17 protein-coding genes are annotated in these 17,980 nt (G+C 61.4%); 7 read left to right on the top strand and 10 right to left on the bottom strand.

All coding sequences use genetic code 11. From position 1 onward, the window contains the following. Positions 1-131: 131 nt before the first annotated feature. Genes ACLGL5_RS13720 through proC form a run of 3 tightly spaced genes read left to right on the top strand, consistent with a single transcriptional unit; the run spans position 132 to position 3,321 of the window. Entirely contained in the window at positions 132-1,130 is a 999-nt protein-coding gene (locus tag ACLGL5_RS13720) for a glycosyltransferase family 2 protein (RefSeq protein WP_069091302.1), read from the top strand. After that, positions 1,099-2,445: an O-antigen ligase family protein gene (locus ACLGL5_RS13715; protein ID WP_038644609.1), complete on the top strand. Its 1,347-nt coding sequence runs from the start codon at positions 1,099-1,101 to the stop codon at positions 2,443-2,445. The genes ACLGL5_RS13720 and ACLGL5_RS13715 overlap by 32 nt, the downstream gene beginning before the upstream one ends. Before the next feature lie 60 nt (positions 2,446-2,505). Continuing rightward, a complete protein-coding gene (gene proC / locus ACLGL5_RS13710) occupies positions 2,506-3,321 on the top strand; it encodes a pyrroline-5-carboxylate reductase (RefSeq protein ID WP_069091301.1) in 816 nt (271 codons plus the stop codon). A gap of 4 nt (positions 3,322-3,325) precedes the next feature. Here proC and ACLGL5_RS13705 read toward each other — a convergent pair whose 3' ends face one another. The 5 genes from ACLGL5_RS13705 to ACLGL5_RS13685 all read right to left on the bottom strand — a co-directional run bounded on the left by ACLGL5_RS13705 (position 3,326) and on the right by ACLGL5_RS13685 (position 10,129). Then, complete coding sequence (locus tag ACLGL5_RS13705; protein WP_019860350.1) at positions 3,326-4,642, bottom strand: NAD(P)H-dependent oxidoreductase; 1,317 nt, start codon at positions 4,640-4,642, stop codon at positions 3,326-3,328. Between the two features lie 88 nt (positions 4,643-4,730). Continuing rightward, positions 4,731-6,125, bottom strand: coding sequence for a multicopper oxidase family protein (locus ACLGL5_RS13700; protein ID WP_069091300.1), 1,395 nt, complete (start codon positions 6,123-6,125; stop codon positions 4,731-4,733). Positions 6,126-6,264: 139 nt separating this feature from the next. Further along, on the bottom strand, positions 6,265-7,893 hold the full coding sequence (locus tag ACLGL5_RS13695) for a peptidoglycan L,D-endopeptidase MepK (RefSeq protein WP_069091299.1): 1,629 nt from the start codon (positions 7,891-7,893) through the stop codon (positions 6,265-6,267). Positions 7,894-8,096: 203 nt separating this feature from the next. Beyond that, on the bottom strand, positions 8,097-9,239 hold the full coding sequence (locus ACLGL5_RS13690; RefSeq protein WP_069091298.1) for a hypothetical protein: 1,143 nt from the start codon (positions 9,237-9,239) through the stop codon (positions 8,097-8,099). 170 nt (positions 9,240-9,409) lie between these two features. Continuing rightward, positions 9,410-10,129 carry a methyltransferase family protein gene (locus ACLGL5_RS13685; RefSeq protein WP_244748276.1) on the bottom strand — a complete coding sequence of 240 codons (720 nt, stop codon included), beginning with the start codon at positions 10,127-10,129 and terminating at the stop codon, positions 9,410-9,412. A gap of 170 nt (positions 10,130-10,299) precedes the next feature. On the opposite strand from ACLGL5_RS13685, the gene ACLGL5_RS13680 reads away from it, so the two are divergent. Further along, positions 10,300-11,136, top strand: a complete 837-nt coding sequence (locus ACLGL5_RS13680) for a sterol desaturase family protein (protein ID WP_069091297.1) — start codon at positions 10,300-10,302, stop codon at positions 11,134-11,136. 19 nt (positions 11,137-11,155) lie between these two features. Here ACLGL5_RS13680 and ACLGL5_RS13675 read toward each other — a convergent pair whose 3' ends face one another. From ACLGL5_RS13675 to ACLGL5_RS13655, 5 genes are read right to left on the bottom strand one after another with little or no spacing between them, the layout of a single operon-like run. Continuing rightward, entirely contained in the window at positions 11,156-11,680 is a 525-nt protein-coding gene (locus ACLGL5_RS13675; protein ID WP_019860358.1) for a prepilin peptidase, read from the bottom strand. A 1-nt stretch (position 11,681) separates the two neighbouring features. Next, positions 11,682-12,239, bottom strand: coding sequence for a tetratricopeptide repeat protein (locus tag ACLGL5_RS13670; RefSeq protein WP_069091296.1), 558 nt, complete (start codon positions 12,237-12,239; stop codon positions 11,682-11,684). Positions 12,240-12,292: 53 nt separating this feature from the next. Then, positions 12,293-13,210: a type II secretion system F family protein gene (locus tag ACLGL5_RS13665; protein ID WP_244748278.1), complete on the bottom strand. Its 918-nt coding sequence runs from the start codon at positions 13,208-13,210 to the stop codon at positions 12,293-12,295. A 48-nt stretch (positions 13,211-13,258) separates the two neighbouring features. After that, on the bottom strand, positions 13,259-14,230 hold the full coding sequence (locus tag ACLGL5_RS13660) for a type II secretion system F family protein (RefSeq protein ID WP_069091294.1): 972 nt from the start codon (positions 14,228-14,230) through the stop codon (positions 13,259-13,261). Next, the gene (locus ACLGL5_RS13655; RefSeq protein WP_069091293.1) at positions 14,230-15,615 is read right to left on the bottom strand and encodes a TadA family conjugal transfer-associated ATPase; all 1,386 of its coding nucleotides are present in this window, start codon (positions 15,613-15,615) and stop codon (positions 14,230-14,232) included. Before ACLGL5_RS13655 ends, ACLGL5_RS13660 begins: the two co-directional genes overlap by 1 nt. Positions 15,616-16,156: 541 nt before the next feature. Here ACLGL5_RS13655 and ACLGL5_RS13650 point away from each other — a divergent pair. The 3 genes from ACLGL5_RS13650 to cpaB all read left to right on the top strand — a co-directional run bounded on the left by ACLGL5_RS13650 (position 16,157) and on the right by cpaB (position 17,959). Next, positions 16,157-16,348, top strand: coding sequence for a Flp family type IVb pilin (locus tag ACLGL5_RS13650; RefSeq protein WP_027047241.1), 192 nt, complete (start codon positions 16,157-16,159; stop codon positions 16,346-16,348). A gap of 157 nt (positions 16,349-16,505) precedes the next feature. Further along, positions 16,506-16,751 carry a Flp family type IVb pilin gene (locus ACLGL5_RS13645; protein WP_069091292.1) on the top strand — a complete coding sequence of 82 codons (246 nt, stop codon included), beginning with the start codon at positions 16,506-16,508 and terminating at the stop codon, positions 16,749-16,751. 143 nt (positions 16,752-16,894) lie between these two features. Continuing rightward, positions 16,895-17,959, top strand: a complete 1,065-nt coding sequence (cpaB, locus tag ACLGL5_RS13640) for a Flp pilus assembly protein CpaB (protein ID WP_019860366.1) — start codon at positions 16,895-16,897, stop codon at positions 17,957-17,959. Positions 17,960-17,980: the final 21 nt, after the last annotated feature.

Here is a 17,980-nt window from a genome sequence, read left to right as displayed (position 1 = left end):
AACCCTTGATTAAGCGAGCACAATCAACGGCCGAAAGCCCCTGCCCGACGGGCCTCTCCGTGCAAGGTGATTAACGAAACCTTATCACCGTGGTGCTACCAGAACGCGACTCACCATGTGGCTGGACACGGATGATCCCTTTGCCATCGGATGGTTCGGTATCGATCGCTGGACGGTCTCCCCGGCTTAACGTCGAGGCTGTCGAAGCGGTCGTCACCTTGCCTACCTTCAAGCGGCCCGAACAGGTGCTGGAAACGCTGGTTTCGCTGCGCGCGCAGCGGACCGGCAGGCGCTTTGCCGTCATCGTCATGGAGAACGAAGCCGAGGCGCGGGAAGGCGCCAAGGCGGTGCTGCCGCTGTTCGAGCGTGGCGGGATGCCGGGCATGGTCATCATCGCGCATGAGCGCGGCAATTGCACCGCCTACAATGCCGGCTGGCAGACGGCGATGCTGCACTTTCCGAACTTCAGGCATCTGCTGGTCATCGACGATGACGAGATCGCCGATCCGCACTGGCTGGAACGCATGTGCACGGCTGCCGAGACGCTCGGCGCCGATATTGTCGGCGGCCCGCAAGTGCCTGTCTTCGCAGACGCTGTCCATGCGAGATGGGCGGAGCATCCGGTGTTCGCGCCGCCCTACCGGGAAACCGGGCGCGTGCCGGCGCTCTATTCGTCCGGCAATCTTCTGGTCGGGCGCAACGTGCTGATCGCCATGGGGCCGCCCTTCCTCGATCTCAGATTCAACTTCATGGGCGGCGGCGATTCCGACTTTCTCAGCCGTGCGGCTCAGAAGGGCTTTGTGCTCGGCTGGTGTGCCGAGGCCAAGGTTCGCGAGACCGTCCCGGCGCGGCGCGTCGAGCCCGACTGGATCCGGGCCCGCAGCCTGCGCAACGGCGTGATCTCGACGCTGGTCGAGAAGAAGAAGCGCGCCGGCACGCCGCTGGCCGGCGCCAGGGTGCTGGCGAAAAGCCTGGCGCTGCTGGCCGCCGCGCCGTTTCGCGGCCTGGTCCGGCTGGCGCGCACAGGATCGCCGGCGATCGCCATCTACCCCGTCCATGTGGCGCTCGGCCGCGTGCTGGCCGAATTCGGATATGCCAATGAGCAGTATCGCCAGCCCGAGAAAAACTGAGCGCGCCCCGCTCAGCGACGCGTTCACGCGCGACGGCGTGGCGACGGCCGTCGCCGCACTGCTGTTCACCGTCATCATGGTGTCCTTCCGCCCGTTCCAGCCGGCCGGCGCCGAGCTGACCGGCGACGGCGGCGACATCGTCAACCAGCTCGGCTTCGGCTCGCTCGGCGCCGTTTCGATCTTCTCGTTGATGGCCTTTGCCGATCCGCGCATCGTGCGCTCGCTGCTCAGCCCGTCCTGGGCGCTGATGCTGGGCTTCTTCTTCCTGTCGGTGGTGCTGGCGACCGACCCGCCCTCGGCGATGCGCGCCGCGTCCTTCACCATGATCGGCATCCTGACCATGGCAACGATCCTGGCGCTGCCGCGCGATGCCGAGTCCTTCTCGAAAGTCATCATATTCACCGCCGTGGTGGTGATGGGCCTCTCCTATGTCGGCCTGATCGTCTTTCCGCACGAAGCGCTGCACACGGCCGATTCCCAGGAGCCCGAACATGCGGGCCTGTGGCGCGGCGTGTTCACCCACAAGAACATCGCAGGCCCGATCATGGCCTGCTTTAGTTTCGCCGGCCTCTACCTCTACCGGCGCGGGCAACGCTGGTGGGGCGCGGGTATCTTCTGCGCCGCGATGATCTTCATGCTGCACACCGGCTCCAAGACCACCGCCGGCCTGGTGCCGTTCTCAATCCTGATCGTCGTTCTGCCGAGCCTGATGGGCATGCGGCTCGGCACGCCGATCCTGTTTACGCTGGCGATCATCGCCACCGCGGTCGGCACGCTGGGCATCGTCTTCCTGCCGCCGGTGAAGCATCTGGCGGCGATCTATTTTCCCGACATGACCTATACCGGCCGCACGACGCTGTGGGAGTTCGCCGGCTCGATGCTGGCGAAGAAACCATGGACCGGCTACGGCTATGAAAGCTTCTGGGGCACGCCGCTGCTGCTCAACCAGGACCAGCCCTTCGACCGGCCATGGGATATCAGGACCATCGTGCACGGCCATGACGGCTATCTCGACATCGCCGTGTTGATGGGCATCCCCGCCCTTTGCGTGGCGGTCTATACTTTCCTGATCGCGCCGCTGCGCGACTACATGCGCATTCCGCTGCGCAAGGAAAACATCTATCTCGGCGACTTCTTCATGATGGTGGTGCTGTTCACCGCGCTCAACGCTTTCCTCGAAAGCTTCTTCTTCCATCGCGGCGACCCGGTCTGGCTGTTCTTCGTGCTCGGCGTGCTTGGCCTGAGACAGGTGTCGCTACGGCCGATCCCAGTGCGTAGCTCCAACCGTAACGTGCGATCGCCCGGTCCGTCCTGACGGGGCTTCCCCCCTGAACCGTGAGCGTCTATGTCAAAGCCTTCCTTCGGAGGGCTTTCGATGACGATCAGGCTTGTTCTCGCCGGCTGCGGCAATATGGGTTACGCCATGCTTTCGGGCTGGCTGAAATCCGGCAAGCTTGCACCCTCGGCGGTTTTCGTGGTCGAACCCAATTCCGAGCTGCGCCAGCGCGCCGCAACGCTTGGCTGCGCCACATCAGCGGATGCCAGTGAGATTCCAGGCGACGCCGTGCCCGACCTTGTCGTCATCGCGGTAAAACCCCAGGTGATCCGCGATGTCACCGCCGCCTACAAGCGTTTCGGCGACGGACGCACCACATTCGTCAGCATCGCCGCCGGCACGCCGGTCGCCACCTTCGAGGACATCCTCGGCGGCCGCGCGCCTGTCGTGCGCTGCATGCCCAACACGCCCGCCTCCATCGGCAAGGGCATGATGGTGGTGTTTTCCAACCCGCTCGTCTCGGATGATACCAAGCGCTTTGTCGCCGACCTGCTGTCGGCCAGCGGCGAAGTGGCCACCATCGACGACGAGGGTCTGATGCATGCGGTGACCGCCGTGTCGGGATCCGGGCCGGCCTACATCTTCCACTTCATCGAAGCGCTGACCGTGGCCGCCGAGAAGGCGGGCCTGCCGAAGGCAACCGCCAGGCTGCTCGCCATGCAGACGGTCTATGGGGCGGCCTCGCTGGCCGCCGAAAGCCAGGAGGAACCGGGCGTGCTGCGCCAGCAGGTGACCAGCCCCAACGGCACGACGGCTGCGGCTCTTGGCGTGCTGATGGGCGAGGACCGGATGACCAAGCTGCTGACGCAGGCAGTGGAAGCGGCGCGGCTGCGGTCGATCGAGTTGGGGAAGTAAGCCCTCAGTTCGTTCCGTACAGCATCTCGTCCTGCAGCCGGCGCAAGGCGAACAGCCTCGTCGTCTGGTCGGGCGCGGCGTTGTCGGCGGTCAGCAGTTCGCCCTTCCTGACCGGTTTCAGCACCTTGCCGCCCTCGAGCAGGCCGACCGGCACGGCGCGTTGGGCTCGGGCTTCGCCGACGGTCATGGTCCAGGAACGGTAGCAGGTCTCGCCGATCGCATCGAAGGTCTCGCCGGCCGCCAGGTCCCGCTTGGCGACCGCGCAGACCTCGGCGACCGGCCTTGGCAGCGGCACCATGTCGGGCTTGCCGGAAAGCACGATGCGGGCAGCGGTGAGCGGCACTTCCAACGATGTCAGATGATAAGGCCGGAACAGGCTGTAGTAGGGACCATGGCCGATATGCAGATCGTCCATGCGCTCGATGATGCGCGGATGTGTGGCCTCGACGATGACGAAGACACCCGGCGCCACACCCTTGCCGATCGTGTAGTCGACGACGCCCTTTCTCAACAACAGTCCGCCATCCTCGCGCGGGATGAGCACCTTGACGAGATCGTCGCGGTCGGCCTTCGGGCCATGCATGCCGGGCACATCGGGCACCAGCCCGGTGGCGTTGGCGATGGCGCACATCTCGACCATGGTTTTGGAGCCGTCGACGAACTCGACCAGCATGCGCGGGTTCATGTTGCGGCGGATCGCTTCCTCGCGATAGTCGTCGGGCATGGCGTCGTGGTTGAGCGGGTTGTTCTTGCCCTTGCCGGCCGAGACGATGGTCAGGCCGAGGGCGGACGCGAACTCGATCAGTTCCATGCAGCTCGACGGCTCGTCGCCGGCGCCAACCGAATAGACGACGCCAAGCCGGTCGGCCTGCTGCTTCAGATAGCACCCGATGGTGACGTCGGCCTCGACATTCATCATCACCAGATGCTTGCCATGCTCCATCGCCATCAGGTCGAAATCGGCGGCGACGCCCGGTTTTCCCGTGGCGTCGATGACGACGTCGATCAGTGGATTGGTGACCAGCAGCTCGTTCGAGGTGACGGCGATCTTTCCTGCCTCGATGGCCGCGGTGACTTTCGACGCCGCGTCTGCCTCGACTGCCATCGCCTCGTCGCCATAGGCGATGCGGATGGCATCACGCGCGGTGTGCGGGCGCCGGGTGGAGACGGCGCAGACCGAAATGCCTGGCATCAGCATGCCTTGCGTGACGAGGTCTGTTCCCATCTCGCCCGAACCGATAACACCGATGCGCACCGGACGACCGTCGGCGGCACGGCTGGCGAGATCGCGGGCAAGTCCGGTCAAGGCGACATTGGTCATGCGTGAGATGTCCACAGTTTCTTGATTTTGGATGCGGCAATAGCAGGGAACCACCCGCTTTTGCCAACGAAACCGTTCGAACCTGGCTTCAGACCACCCTGACGTAACTCGTCATGCCCGATTTCTGGTGCTCGATGATGTGGCAGTGCAGCAGCCAGTCGCCGGGATTGTCGGCGACGAAGCCGAGATGAACCTTCTCGTTGGGCTGGATAAGATAGGTGTCGGAAATCAGCGGCTGCACCGGCCGCGTCGAGGACGACAGCACCTTGAAGCTCATGCCGTGCAGATGCATCGGATGCGATTGCGGCGTCAGGTTCTCCATCTCGATGACATAGCTCTTGCCGAGCTTCAGTTCGGCCAGCGGCGCGGTCGGATCGGATGTATCGCCTGGCCACGGCACCTTGTTGATGGCCCAGAAACTGTAGCCTAGCGAACCGCAGATGCCGTCGCTCGGGACGTTTTCCGCCGTGGCGCTGAGCGCCAGGGAAATGTGCTGGGCGGCGGCGAGATCGACCTCCGCCACCGGATTGACCTCCAGCGGCGCAACGTCGCGAAAATCCCGCTTGAGCGAACTGCCCGTCGCCCGGACGGTCGCCAGGATTTTGGGCTTGGTGCCCCTGACATCCCGCAGGCTCACCACCGCGCCTTCCTGGTCGGGCATGCGGATGGCGAGCTCCATGCGCTGTCCCGGCCCAAGCAGCAAGGCATCGGGTGAAAAACGCTCGGGCACCGGATTGCCGTCCAGCGCCATCACGATCGCCTCGGCGCCGTCGACGCGAAAGGCATAGATGCGGGTGACATCGGTGATGGCCACGCGCAGCCGCACCAGGCCTCCGGCCGGCGCGTCATATTGCGGCTGGTCAAGCCAGTTGGCGGTGCGCACGGTGCCGTAGGTGCCGGTTTTCGCGGCGTCGCGCGGCCGGAACTGGTCGATGAACTGGCCGTCGTCGCCCAGGCGCCAGTCACGCAGATTGAGGACGAACTCGGCTTCGAATTTCGGATCGTTCGGGTTTTCGACAACGATCACGCCGGTCAGGCCGTGGCCCATCTGCTCCAGCGTGTTGCAATGCGGGTGGTACCAGAAGGTGCCGGCGTCGGGCGGCGTGAAGGCGTAGTCGAAATGGTCGCCGGTGTAGACGTAAGGCTGCACCAGGAAGGGCACTCCATCCATCTTGTTGGGCAGGCGAATGCCGTGCCAATGGATGGTCGTGGGATCATCGATGGCGTTGACCAGGCGCGCCGCGAAGGGTTCGCCCTTCCTCATCCTCAGCACTGGCGGCATTCCGGCATTGCCATAGGTCAGCACATTGTTGGTCGGGCCGATATCCATCAGCCTGGCCTGGATTTTGGCCGTCTGCAGCACCACCGGTTCCGGGCTGGCGGCGGCGAGGCTGCCAAGCCTGCCGATGGCCGAGAGCCCCATTCCGGTTGCGCCAGCGATGGCGGCCGTTTTCAAGAGCCCGCGGCGTGTCCATCCGGTCATTCAGCGCTCCAAATGCAAAGCCTGGATTTATCGTCGCCTTGGATCACGGGCGAGCCACCAGTGCAAATGCCGATATTGGCACACGGCGTCTGGCCAATGCCATGGCGACGGGTGGCATCCGCTCGGAAGCCTTCGCCCCCTATTTGAAACTGGCGATGGGCAGGAATTTCACGGCGGAACCTGTGAAGCGGCGGTGATCCGACGTCTGTCCCCGCGGCTGGAATCCGTCGAGATAGACCTGCTGCGGGGCCGTGCGGATGAAATTGGCTGCAATGACGGGCGCCGCTGCCGCGCCGGTTCCCCCGGAAATGCCGCGCTCCGCCACGGGCACAATCACGGCGGTGGCCTCGGGATCGAGGCGTGGCTGGACACGATCGGCCTTGGGGCTGGTCCTGACACGATCCTCGGATTTCGGTGCCGGAACGGCAACCCGCTGAGCGGCCGATCCATCAAGGACGGCATCGGGATGGTGCATGGCCAGCAAGGCAGCGACGGCATCGGCGGATTTGACCGCTTCCGGCTGACGCGCCAGGCTTGCCTCATTCTGCAGCCGCCATGTCGGCAAGGGGACGTTGAGCGCCACCACGTCCGGCGCGCTCGCGGCAGCGGCTTCCGTCTTGCCCAAGGGCATTTCGGCATTGGCCACCACCGGCTTGGTCACGGAGGGTTCGGCCTGCGCCGTGGACGCGCGAGCCATCGCGAACGGCGCGGTTTGCGGGGCCGGAATGCTGGCCGTGGCAACGGCGCGCGGGGCGAAGGCGGGCAACGGCACCGCGCTGGGCGCCATGGCCATGACGATCGCTTCCGGCGTCTTGCCCTTCTGCTCAGCGAGCGGTTCTTCGGCCGCACCGGCGGAAGCCATCTGGATGTCCGCCCGCTGGGCTGCCTCCGGCGGCACGACGGCGATACCCTGCCCCGCGGTCTTGGGCTCAACGGACTTGGCCGGTTTGCGTGGCGCGGGTGCGGCGTCGGCGATATCCTCGGACTCGTCGGCGCCGCGACCGCCCAGAAGCGTCGCCAGCAGGCCGCGCGACTTGCGCTGACCGCCGTCGGCGGTTGCCAGCTCGATGTTGGGCGTGCCGGCGGCCTTGCGCGATTTGTAGGCGGCAAGCGCCTGGTCGTAGCCGGGCAGCGGCCTGCCGTCGCTCGGCACATGGAGCGTGTTGCCGTTCGGGAAAACCCTGGCAAGTTCCTGGCGGCTGATGCCCGGCCAGTGCCGCACATTGCCGACGTCCATGTGAATGAAAGGCGAGCCGGAGGTCGGGTAGTAACCAACACCGCCGCCCTGCATCCTGAGGCCGATGTCGCGCAGCTTTTTCAGCGGCACATCCGGCAGGAAGAAATCCATGGCACGGCCGACCATGTGCTGGCTTTCCCGGGCCACGCCCTTCGAGCGGCTGCGCAGCATGGCGTTGGTCGCCGGCGAGCGATAGGCGCTGACGACATGGATATAGCCGCTCGAGCCGCTGGCGCGATAGGCCTGCCAGACGAGGTCGAGCAGGCGCGGATCCATCCTGGTCGGCTCGTTGCGGCGCCAGTCGCGCAGCATGAAATTGATCTTCTTCAATCCCGCCTGATCGTAGCGCCCGTTGCGCTTGAAGACGATCTCGGCCTTCTCGCCGGTATGGAGATGCTGGATCTTCAAGGCGCGCGTCTCGGCGAACGCACTGGTGACGCACAGGCAAAGCAACGCGACGACAATGGCCGGCAACCATGTCCAACGATGGGAGGCGCCGGGCGCGTTCTGTTCGCTTTCAGTCACGTTCATGCCTTGCACGTTGTTCTTGTTTCGGGCGATTTGACGACTTCGCCGGAAGCGGAGCCTTCTTTTCGAACCCTGGACACGCAGGCTTCGCCGGCCAGGCGGGCATCCGTCCTACGAACTCGTCCTGTCGATGAACAGCATCTTGGTTAACGAATCGTGTTCGGGAACGAACCTTCCCTGCCCCGGAATGACTTCAACCGACCGCTTCAGCGGAACAGATATTTCGAGACTTCCGGATTGCTGCGCCGCCACATCACATTGTCCAGGAAGTAGTGGTGCACGTTGATGAATATCCAGGCGATGAAGAGGAAGAGCGACGAGCCGAGCACCGCCTTGTTGTAGGGGACCATGGCCGTCAGCGCCATTGGCACCAGCCAGAAACCGAGCGCCCCAAGAATCCCGCCGAAGACCACGAACGCCAGCACGCGCAGCCTGTACAGCGGTCCAAGAACGGACAGGGCCTTCAATGCCGGCCTCTCGACGGCATCCGCACGGTCGCGCTCGACATTGGTCTGGTAGCGCCAGACCACGGCCAGGTACTGCAACGAATGCATCGCCGGCACGACGAGCAGCCAGAGCGGGTTCAGCGTCACGAACAGGATCCAGGCATAGAGGGACACGACGTAGGCGACGACGCCATTATAGGGCAGCGCCCCACCATGTTTGCGCCAGCGGTTGATGAACATCACCGCGGTTGCCGCCGAGGAGGCGGCGGCGATCGACATGGCGATGGTGATGAGCCATGGCGGGACCGCGAAGGTGTAATAGTCCAGGCCCCAGAACTGCCTTTGGGTGATCACCACGTTCGTCTGAAGCCAGGCGAACAGCCAGACGGCGTAGCCGTTGAACAGCAACACCTTCTTGTCTTGATCGCTGAAGAATTTGCGCTTCAGCACGGCATCCACCATCAGCATGCCGTAGCCTTGCTTGACGTAATGCCAGCCGACGAAAAAGCCCATCGCGTTTGTTGCATTGCCCAGCAGGCGGGCGTTGCCCGTCAGCGCGCCGTAGGCAAAGAAGGCAATCATCGCCAGCGGGACGACGATGCCCGCGAGAATATAGCGGATCTGGAGGCTCCGGCCGTAGCCCTCGCCGCGCACCTTGCGCGCGAAATTGCGATAGAAGATCTGGTACGAATGACCGAAATGCGGCTGGTTTATCAGGTGCGAGAGCAAGAACATCGTCAGCGTCACGGTGGCTTCATACCGCAGCGGCAGGAAATACAGGACCGGCAGGATGAGAAGCGCGCTTCCGCCAAGCATGAAGAAGTCGATGAACGGCCCGAAGAGATATCTTTGCGGGGCGGTCGCGACTGAAGCCGGGGTATCCGCCGAAAGGTGAAGTGCCATGATGCCTTCTCCCCCTGTGGTGGTCTATTTAGCCATCGACCCGCTTATCCGGCAAGGTGTCGGCGCAGCTATCACGATCGTGACATCATCGAGCGTTCTGGTGTGGAACCATTTCACCAAAATGATCGCTGGGGCTTGCCTCTCATTGTTCTGGAAGCGTGGCGGTCTTATCACTGGCCAGGTGCTGGCACTTCCGAACGACGAAAACGTGGCAGAAGCATCGGAACGCGCCGAGCATATTCATCATATTCGGAGAACGTCTGCCGAAGGATACCTTCCTCGTTCCGTGCACGTCGATACTGCAGAAGAAATTGGACCGCGCCTAACGCCACCATCAACACCGACAGGTGCGAAAGGATCATCCCAAGAATGAACGTCGCCTCGCAGATGTAAAGCGGATGGCGAACAATGGAATATGGGCCAGAGGTAACCAACTGCCGGGCCGTAGCCATAATGGAGAACGAGCGGCCGAGCCAGTAGAGGCAAAACACGGAGCCCACCATGCCGACGAAAATCAAGCACAGCGCGACCATTTGCGCTGCCTCGCTTTCCAGTGCTGGGGTCACAAACATTGCAACGATGATCAGGAAAGTTCCGGCTACAGAAGTGACCCTTGGCTCGATTCCCTGCGCGGTTCCTTTTGGCGGGAGGCGACCGACCGTCAGGAAAACCTGCAGGGCGGATATAACAGTCGCCAAGACTTGATTGACGACGGCCAGCGAATTTACCGATCCGTTCTGATGAAAATAGGCGAGCAGAGGAATCGCGCTGAGAACCGCCAGGACCGTCATGATACAGACGATCGCGATCCGGCCGAGAAAATCTTCATTCAACATTTTGGCCCCCTGCAAAGCAGCACTGAAGCATTCCTTGCGTGCGCCGACAAGCAAATGGTTTCCAAAGCGTTAACGGCCAAACTGGCCGCCAATCGAGATGCATCATCAGGCCATCAAAGCCTCCCGGGCAGAAGGTCAGGGCGCACCGGTTAACTGTTTGGAAACCATTGCCTTGTGTGAGGGAGCATGAAGTGGTTCACTCCTCTGGTAAATGACATTGAGAGATGGAGCCGATGGACCTCTTTGGTCTGAAATCGCTGCTCATTTGCGCCCTGATCTTCGTACCGCTGGAGCACATGCTCGCCCTGCGGACGCAACAGAAGATCTTCCGCAAGGGCATCGGCACCGATGTGATCTACGCGGTCGTCAACGGCGCGTTCCTCAAGATCTGCATATTCCTTATGGCGGCGGCGGCAATGAGTGCCTCGGCGTCCTTGGTACCGGCGACGGTAACAACGACGGTGGGCGGTCAAGCAACATGGCTCCAGGTTATAGAAATCATCATCCTGGCCGATCTCGGCGTCTACGCCTCACACCGGGCGTTTCATGCTATCCCGGCGCTCTGGAGATTTCACGCGATCCATCACGGCATTGAAGAGTTGGACTGGATGGTTGCCTTCCGGGCGCATCCGGTGGACCAGATCGTCACCAAGGCTGTCTCGCTTCTGCCTGTATTCTTTCTGGCATTTTCGTCAGAGGCCATCGCGGTGTACGTCATCATTGCTACCGGGCACGCGTTGCTTCTACACGCCAACGTCAGGATGAACTTCGGGCCGCTCAAATGGGTGATCGCAAGCCCTCAATTCCACCATTGGCATCATGCCGATCAACGCGACGCCTATGACAAGAACTTCGCCAGTCACTTGGCCATCATCGACGCGCTGTTCGGTACATTCCATATTCCAGGCTCCAGAATGCCCGAGAAGTATGGAGTCGATGAAGCGATCCCTACGGATTATATCGGCCAGCACGGCTACCCGTTCGTGCGCGGCACTCAACAACGCCGGAATATAGCGGATGCCGTCGTCAAGCCGGCGCCCGAAGAAGTAGCGCGTAGGTAGCCTAGCGCCCGTCAATTGTTCACATCGATAGAGAGCCGGGGACCATAAAGCCGTATCCGACCTGCAAGGCGATTATGCAAATCGACGCCACGGAGATAGGTACGCCAAACGGGACGACACCTTTGCGATCAAGGTGTTGAACGTAGACGCGGAATGCGCCTTGCGGCAGCAAGAACGGATTCTTCACAACCATGGCCGTGGCAAGAGCAAAAAGCAGCAGCAAGATGGAAAACCCGACGAGATCATTCCCGCCGACCAGAAACGGCACGACTGCCATCAGCTTGACATCGCCTGCACCGACCTTTCGCAGAACCCAGAACGGAAAGAGCCCCACGAACAGCACAAGCGCTGCGATGGCGCTCAGCCCCATGTCCCACCACGATCCGGACTGAAGCGACAAAAGCAGCAGCGACCCCGCCCCCAGGCAGAGCAGCAGCAGCGCGTCGCGATTGGCTATCTTCTGTGTCGTGAAGTCCAGCCACGCAATCCTTGCGAGCAGGGGTATGGCGAGCGCCTTCAGCAGCAACACTTCGACGAGCAACATGCTAGCGCTCGATGTTCTGCACGCTTGACGACAGAAGTTTCAGATTGTTGGCTACCGTCGGATCGTTGGGCGCCAATTCATAGGCCTTGAGGAAACTGCTGCGTGCGTCCTGCAGCTTGCCGCGCAGCAGGTAGGAATAACCGATATTGTTGTAATATTCGGGTGACGCGCCAACCAGCTTGAAGGCTCGGCCATACGCCCGGTCCGCGAGGTCGAAGCGGTGGATGCGGTCGCACGAAGCGGCCAGCCCCATCCAGGCACCGCCATCATTGGGCGCCAGTTGCGTCGCCTTGAAGAACAAGGCACCAGCATTACCGTAATTTTCGGCGCGAAACTGGTTCGTGGCTTCGGCCACGGCCTGGTCCGAGGCGTAATACTCGACGTTGCCGACTGTCTTCAGCCCGTCGAAGGCATCGCCAAAGGCCGTCACGTCGCCTTTCGACGGCTCGTTGGTGCGCACGACACCATCGGTGCTGTCCGCACCATTCGTTTGGCAACCGGCAAGCGCCATCAAAAGACTGGCTGCGGCTACAACTGCGAGGCGCATTGGCCCTGTCATTTTGTCTCCCAAGAGTCGTCCGACTCCATTTTAGAACCAAAGCATATAAACATTTAGAAGAAAATGCCCTTCATGCGGATGAGCACAGGCAGCATGACGACCATCATCACGACCGGAAAGATGCAGAGGCCCAGCGGGATCATCATCTTGACCGGCAGCGCGTTGGCACGTTCCTCGGCGTTCATGATTCTCTGGGTGCGCATTTCGTCGCTGTAAATGCGCAGTGCATCTGTAAGACTGGTGCCCAATTCTTCCGATTGGCGAAACAGGACGGCCAAGGCGCGCGCCTCCTCAAGCCCGATGCGGTCGGCAAGTTCGCGCAATGCCTCGCGCAACGGTTTGCCCGCACGCAACTGCAGGGTCACGATCGACAGCTGAATGCCCAGCCATTTGTGCGTGCCGGCCAGTTCGGCGCCGACGCGCTCCACGGCCGCTTCCAGGCTCATCCCGGCGTCAGCACAGGTGATCATCATGTCCATGAAATCGGGAAAGCCGCGCCGATAAACCTGCTTTTGCCCCTTCTCAAAGCGGTCGAGAGCAATGCTGGGAATGACCATGCAGCCAAGCCCGATCAAGGCTGACCCTGCAAATGCCACGAGCCCCGGCAATTGCGGCGGCAACACCCGCGATAGAACCGCATAACAGGCCAGGAAGCCGATACAGACGGCGCCGAGGCGAGAGAGCGTGTAAATCACTGGTGCGCTTGATTGATAGAACCCTGCCCGGAACAGTTTCGCTTCCAGCGCATTCGGCTCGCCGCGTTCCTTTTCCAGGCCGCGGAAATAGGCATCGACCGGTCGCTGCGCGGAAATCCTGTTGAGCTCCTGCTGGGCATGGAGCGAGCGGCGATTGGTGATCCCCTCGGCCAGAAGGGTTTGTGTGACCAGCTTCCTTGTCTGGAAGACCGGGATGAGGATAAAGGCGGCCAGCAAGAAAAGCGCCACTGCTGCCAGGAAGATAGCGAGCGACAACAGCGTGGCTGAATTTCCTAGATTGCTAAACACGTCCCCTGCCCGCCACTAGAAATCGAAGTTGACCATTCGGTACATTATGAAGTCGCCCAACAACGCCCAAGATCCGAAGATCACAAACACCGGCATGATGATCGGGTTGCCCCAGACGTCACCGTAAAAGCTCGGCGCAGCGATTGACAACACGCCGAGCATCAGAAGCGGAAATAGCGAGATTATCCAAGCCGACATGCGACCCTCGGCGGACAGTGCCCTGATCTTCATGCGCAATTTCCGGCGTTCACGCAATACCGACGACAGGTTTGACAGTATTTCAGTGAGATTGCCGCCAGTCTTGGCCTGGATGGAAAGCGACACCGAAAGCAGATGCAGGCCTTCGAAACCGACCCGCTCCGACAATTTTCGAACAGCCTGCTCCAGACTGAGGCCAAAGCTGATTTCGTCGGAGACAATGCCGAATTCGGTACCGAGCGGATCAGGCATTTCACGTGCAACCAGCCCTATCGCGACGGTGGTTGGGTGGCCGGCGCGCAGAGAACGCACGATCATATCGAGTGCATCGGGAAGCTGGACCGCAAATTTCTTGATCCGCTTGTCCCTGGCACGTCGCAAAACGAGAATCGGCAGGGCAAATCCGACAATCAGGAAGACGATGACGGCGACAATGACGGAAAAGTGCAGAAGCAACGGCAAAAGGAGCGCCAAAACGAGGCCGGCGAGCAGGAAAACTGCCAGGAAAGCCAGTGGATTGCCGGTGATGCCGGATTGCGTATAGAGCCGGTTGAGCGCGATTGCGCCAAAAATGAAGTCCCCCGATGCCGTCAACCCGCGTTCCTGCAGCAGTCCCTGCAAACTCTGCTCGGCCGGCTTTTCTTCTCCCAGTCTCTGCAAGCGTCGATTTATGACGCCTGCCCGCGCTCGCCGACCGGCGATTGAAAGAAAGAAGGATTCGGCAGCGAGAATGACCGATGCCGCCGCCAGCACATAAATGAAGTAGAGGAGGGTCTGACCGGTCGGCATCAGAGTGGAACCTGCGGATTGAATGCGTCCTTTGCGAAATGGTACCCCATTGCCGCGGCTTCAGTGGCAAAACGCGGCCGTACACCGGTGGCGCGAAATTCACCGACAATCGCGCCATCGGCGCGGACATCGCGGCGAACGAAGTGATAGATTTCCTGAAGCTGGACGACATTGCCTTCCATGCCGGTCAGTTCCGATATCGAGGTGACGCGCCTGCCGCCGTCCGAGAGCCGTTGTGTCTGTACGATGATATCGATGGCCGAGGCGATTTGCGCACGGATGGAATCATTGGTCATCGGCATGCCGGCCATGCCGACCATCTGCTCGAGCCGCGAGATCGAATCGCGCGGCGTGTTGGCGTGGATGGTGGTCATCGAGCCTTCATGGCCGGTGTTCATCGCCTGCAGCATGTCGAAGGCCTCCTCGCCGCGCACCTCGCCGACGATGATGCGGTCCGGTCGCATGCGCAGTGCGTTCTTGAGCAGCTCGCGTTGGCGGACCTCGCCCTTGCCCTCGACATTGGGCGGGCGCGTCTCCAGCCGTCCGACATGCGGTTGCTGCAGTTGCAGCTCCGCCGCATCCTCGATGGTGATCAGGCGTTCCCTCGACGGGATGTAGCTCGACAACGCGTTGAGCAAGGTCGTCTTGCCGCTGCCGGTGCCGCCGGAAACCAGGATTGATTTGCGCGACTGTACCGCGATGCGCAGCAGATCGACCATCGGCTGTCGGATCGAGTTGAACGCCATCAGACGCTCTAGAGAATAAGGGTTCTTGGAAAATTTACGGATGGAGACCAGCGGGCCGTCCACCGAGATCGGCCGCACCGCGATGTTAACGCGTGAGCCGTCTGCCAGCCGGGCATCGACCATCGGTGCTGATTCGTCGACACGCCGGCCGATCGCCGAGACGATCTTGTTGATGACGCGCAACAGATGCGCCTCGTCGCGGAAGCGAATCGCGGTTTCCTCGATCACGCCATATCGCTCGATGAAGACACGCTTGTGGGTGTTGATCAGGATGTCGGCAATCGAATCGTCTTTCAGCAAGGGCTCGATCGGCCCCAGGCCAAGCATTTCGTCGGCCGTGTCGCTGGTCAGCTGATCGAGTTCGCGCGCGTTTAGCGGAACGTTGCGACCGCGCACGAACTCGCGCACGATGGGGCGGATTTCGTTCAGGATCTCGTCCTTCGACGCAGTTTCGAGTGACGCGAGGTTGAACCGGTCAATCAGATGTCGATGCAGATCGACTTTCAGCGCCAGGAACTCGTCGCCATGCGGTTCGAGATCCGCGACAGGCGAGGCGCCGCTGGCAACTTGGAGGACCGCCGTCGACTCCAGCTTTGGCTCGATCCGCGTCTCGCCACCCTTGATGAACCGCCCCAGCATAACCCCTTATACCCCTCCAGCGCACATTAGCGGAAACTAAACGTTAACCAACCGCCGCACAAGCGCCCGGACGGCTCACGCCCAGGCAATACTTTCAACATAGTTAAGAAGCGGCGCTAGAAAATATCGTTTTTGTATCCGGTCGCTACGCCGTCAGTCATGAGTGAAGCATCAAGCCTCGGAGCGCCCGAGTCCCTTGCGTGCTCAAACACCGATATCCATCCCATAATTGGCTATAACCCCTTAGATATAAAGGAATATGCCAAACTGCTAAAATAGGGATAGCTCAATTAGCATGGCGACATAATTGTGAACGAATGGTTAAGAGCGCTTGAAAAATTAGACGAATCAAGGTGTTGCTGAAATTTCAGGCCGCGTTCAACTCGAAAGTTCATGTATTGGAAAGTTAAGGAAACATTAATCCCGTTTGACTCCGCAATTTCTCGAGACCTAGGATCGAGATGACGGGGGATGCTTGGGTATGGGGTTCATCCTTGGCTCTGTCTCGTCGGGTTCTAACCTCCAAAAGGGAGAAATTGACATGAAGAAGCTCATGACGATGACCCGGCAGTTCCGCGACGACGAAAACGGCGCTGCTATGGTCGAGTATACGGTCCTGCTCGGCATCATCACCGTTGCGGTCATCGCTACTGTGGTGCTGGTCGGCACTTGGGTCGGCGGAAGGTGGACCGCGCTCAACACCGCCCTCCAGGCTGCTACCCCAGCCGCGTGATTCTCTTACAGGGCCAGAGCCGTAAAGTCCTGGCCCTGTCCTCAGAACGAGAGATCGATCGACCTCGGTTGGCAGGCCGGAATACGCGCAAAGACTGGCATGGTTTCGTTCACAATGTCGCCTTTGCGTGTTGGCTGCCGATTTGAAGATGACGGGAATGGGTATGAATTTCATCCCCGTTCGTCTCGTCGGGTTTAAGGGAGAAATTGGCGTGAGGAAGCTTATGACTGTGGCCCGGCAGTTCCGCGACGACGAAAAAGGCGCTGCCATGGTCGAATATACGGTGCTGCTCGGCATCATTACCGTGGCTGTCATAGCCACAGTAATCTTAGTCGGCACATGGGTGGGTGGCCAGTGGACGACACTGAATACCACTCTGCAAGCAGCTACGCCTGCGGCCTAGCCGCCGGCAACTAAACTAAGTGGTTGGAGAGGCACAGACGGGCCACGCCAACTGTAGCTAACATTCAGGCCCGGGTTTTAAACCTGGGCCTGACATCGGTCGCTGCGGGCGAACCCCGCACTATGGACTTGGGGGCTTGGGCTATGCGTGCAAATACTGTCATCATGATCGTCCTCGCCGGCGTGTTCGGCGTGCTTGCAGTGGTGCTCGCCAATATCTGGCTGGCCAATCAGCGCAGCGCGCTGGCTCAGACGAACGATATCCAGCGCGATACTGTCGTGGTAGCGGCTGTTGCGCTGAAGTTCGGCGACACCCTGTCCGCCGACAAATTGCGTGAAGTCGCGTGGCCTGCAGGCGCGGTTCCGGCCGGCGCATTCAGGACGGCAGAGGAACTTCTCACCAAGGACCTTCCGGCTGGCGGCGGCTCCAAGCAGGCGTTGCAGTCGATCGGTGTCAACGAACCGGTCCTTGCCACCAAGATAACCGGCCCGGGCCAGCGCGCCACGCTTTCGGCGGTGCTTGCTGAAGGCATGAAGGCAGTTTCCATCCGCGTCAACGACGTGCTTGGTGTCGCCGGCTTCGTCTTCCCGGGAGACCGGGTCGATGTGCTGCTGACGCGCACCGTGCGTGACAGTGACGGCACGGACCAGAGTTTTGTCGACGTGCTGCTGCAGGGCATGAAGGTGCTCGCCGTCGACCAGGTGGCCGACGAAAGCAAGGACAGCCCGACCGTCGTCAAATCGGTCACGCTCGAGGCCAGCACCAAGGACGCGCAGAAGCTGACGCTGGCGGCAGGCGCCGGCCAATTGTCGCTTGCGCTTCGCCAGGCCGCCGCCAGCAAGGGCGAAACGACCGAGCGGGTGACGCTTTCCGACCTGACCGGCGAAATGCCGGCCGACGTCGCCAAAAAGCAAGCGGAACTCGCCAGGCAGGCAGCGGCTGACGCTGCTGCGGCAGCCGAACGTCAGCGCGCGGAAGATGCACAGAAGCGCGCCGACGACAAGATCGCAGGATTGGCACAGGCCGTGGACCGGGTGGGAAGCAAGCTCGACGAGTTGGGCAAGGTCAAGCCGACTCCGGCCGTGGCCTCCGCGCCGGAAGCCCGGGAAGTTGTCAAATATGTCACACCTGAGCCGCCGTCGCGTGCCACCGTGGGCGTTTTCCGGGGTGTGAAGCTCGAGACATATGACGTGCCGCGACAACCGTGATAAGCTGCAGCTAATAAAATG

The sequence above is a fragment of the Mesorhizobium sp. U510 genome (assembly GCF_059180695.1).
Note: the sequence above shows the minus strand (reverse complement) of the source record. Positions and strands in the feature narration are given on the sequence as shown.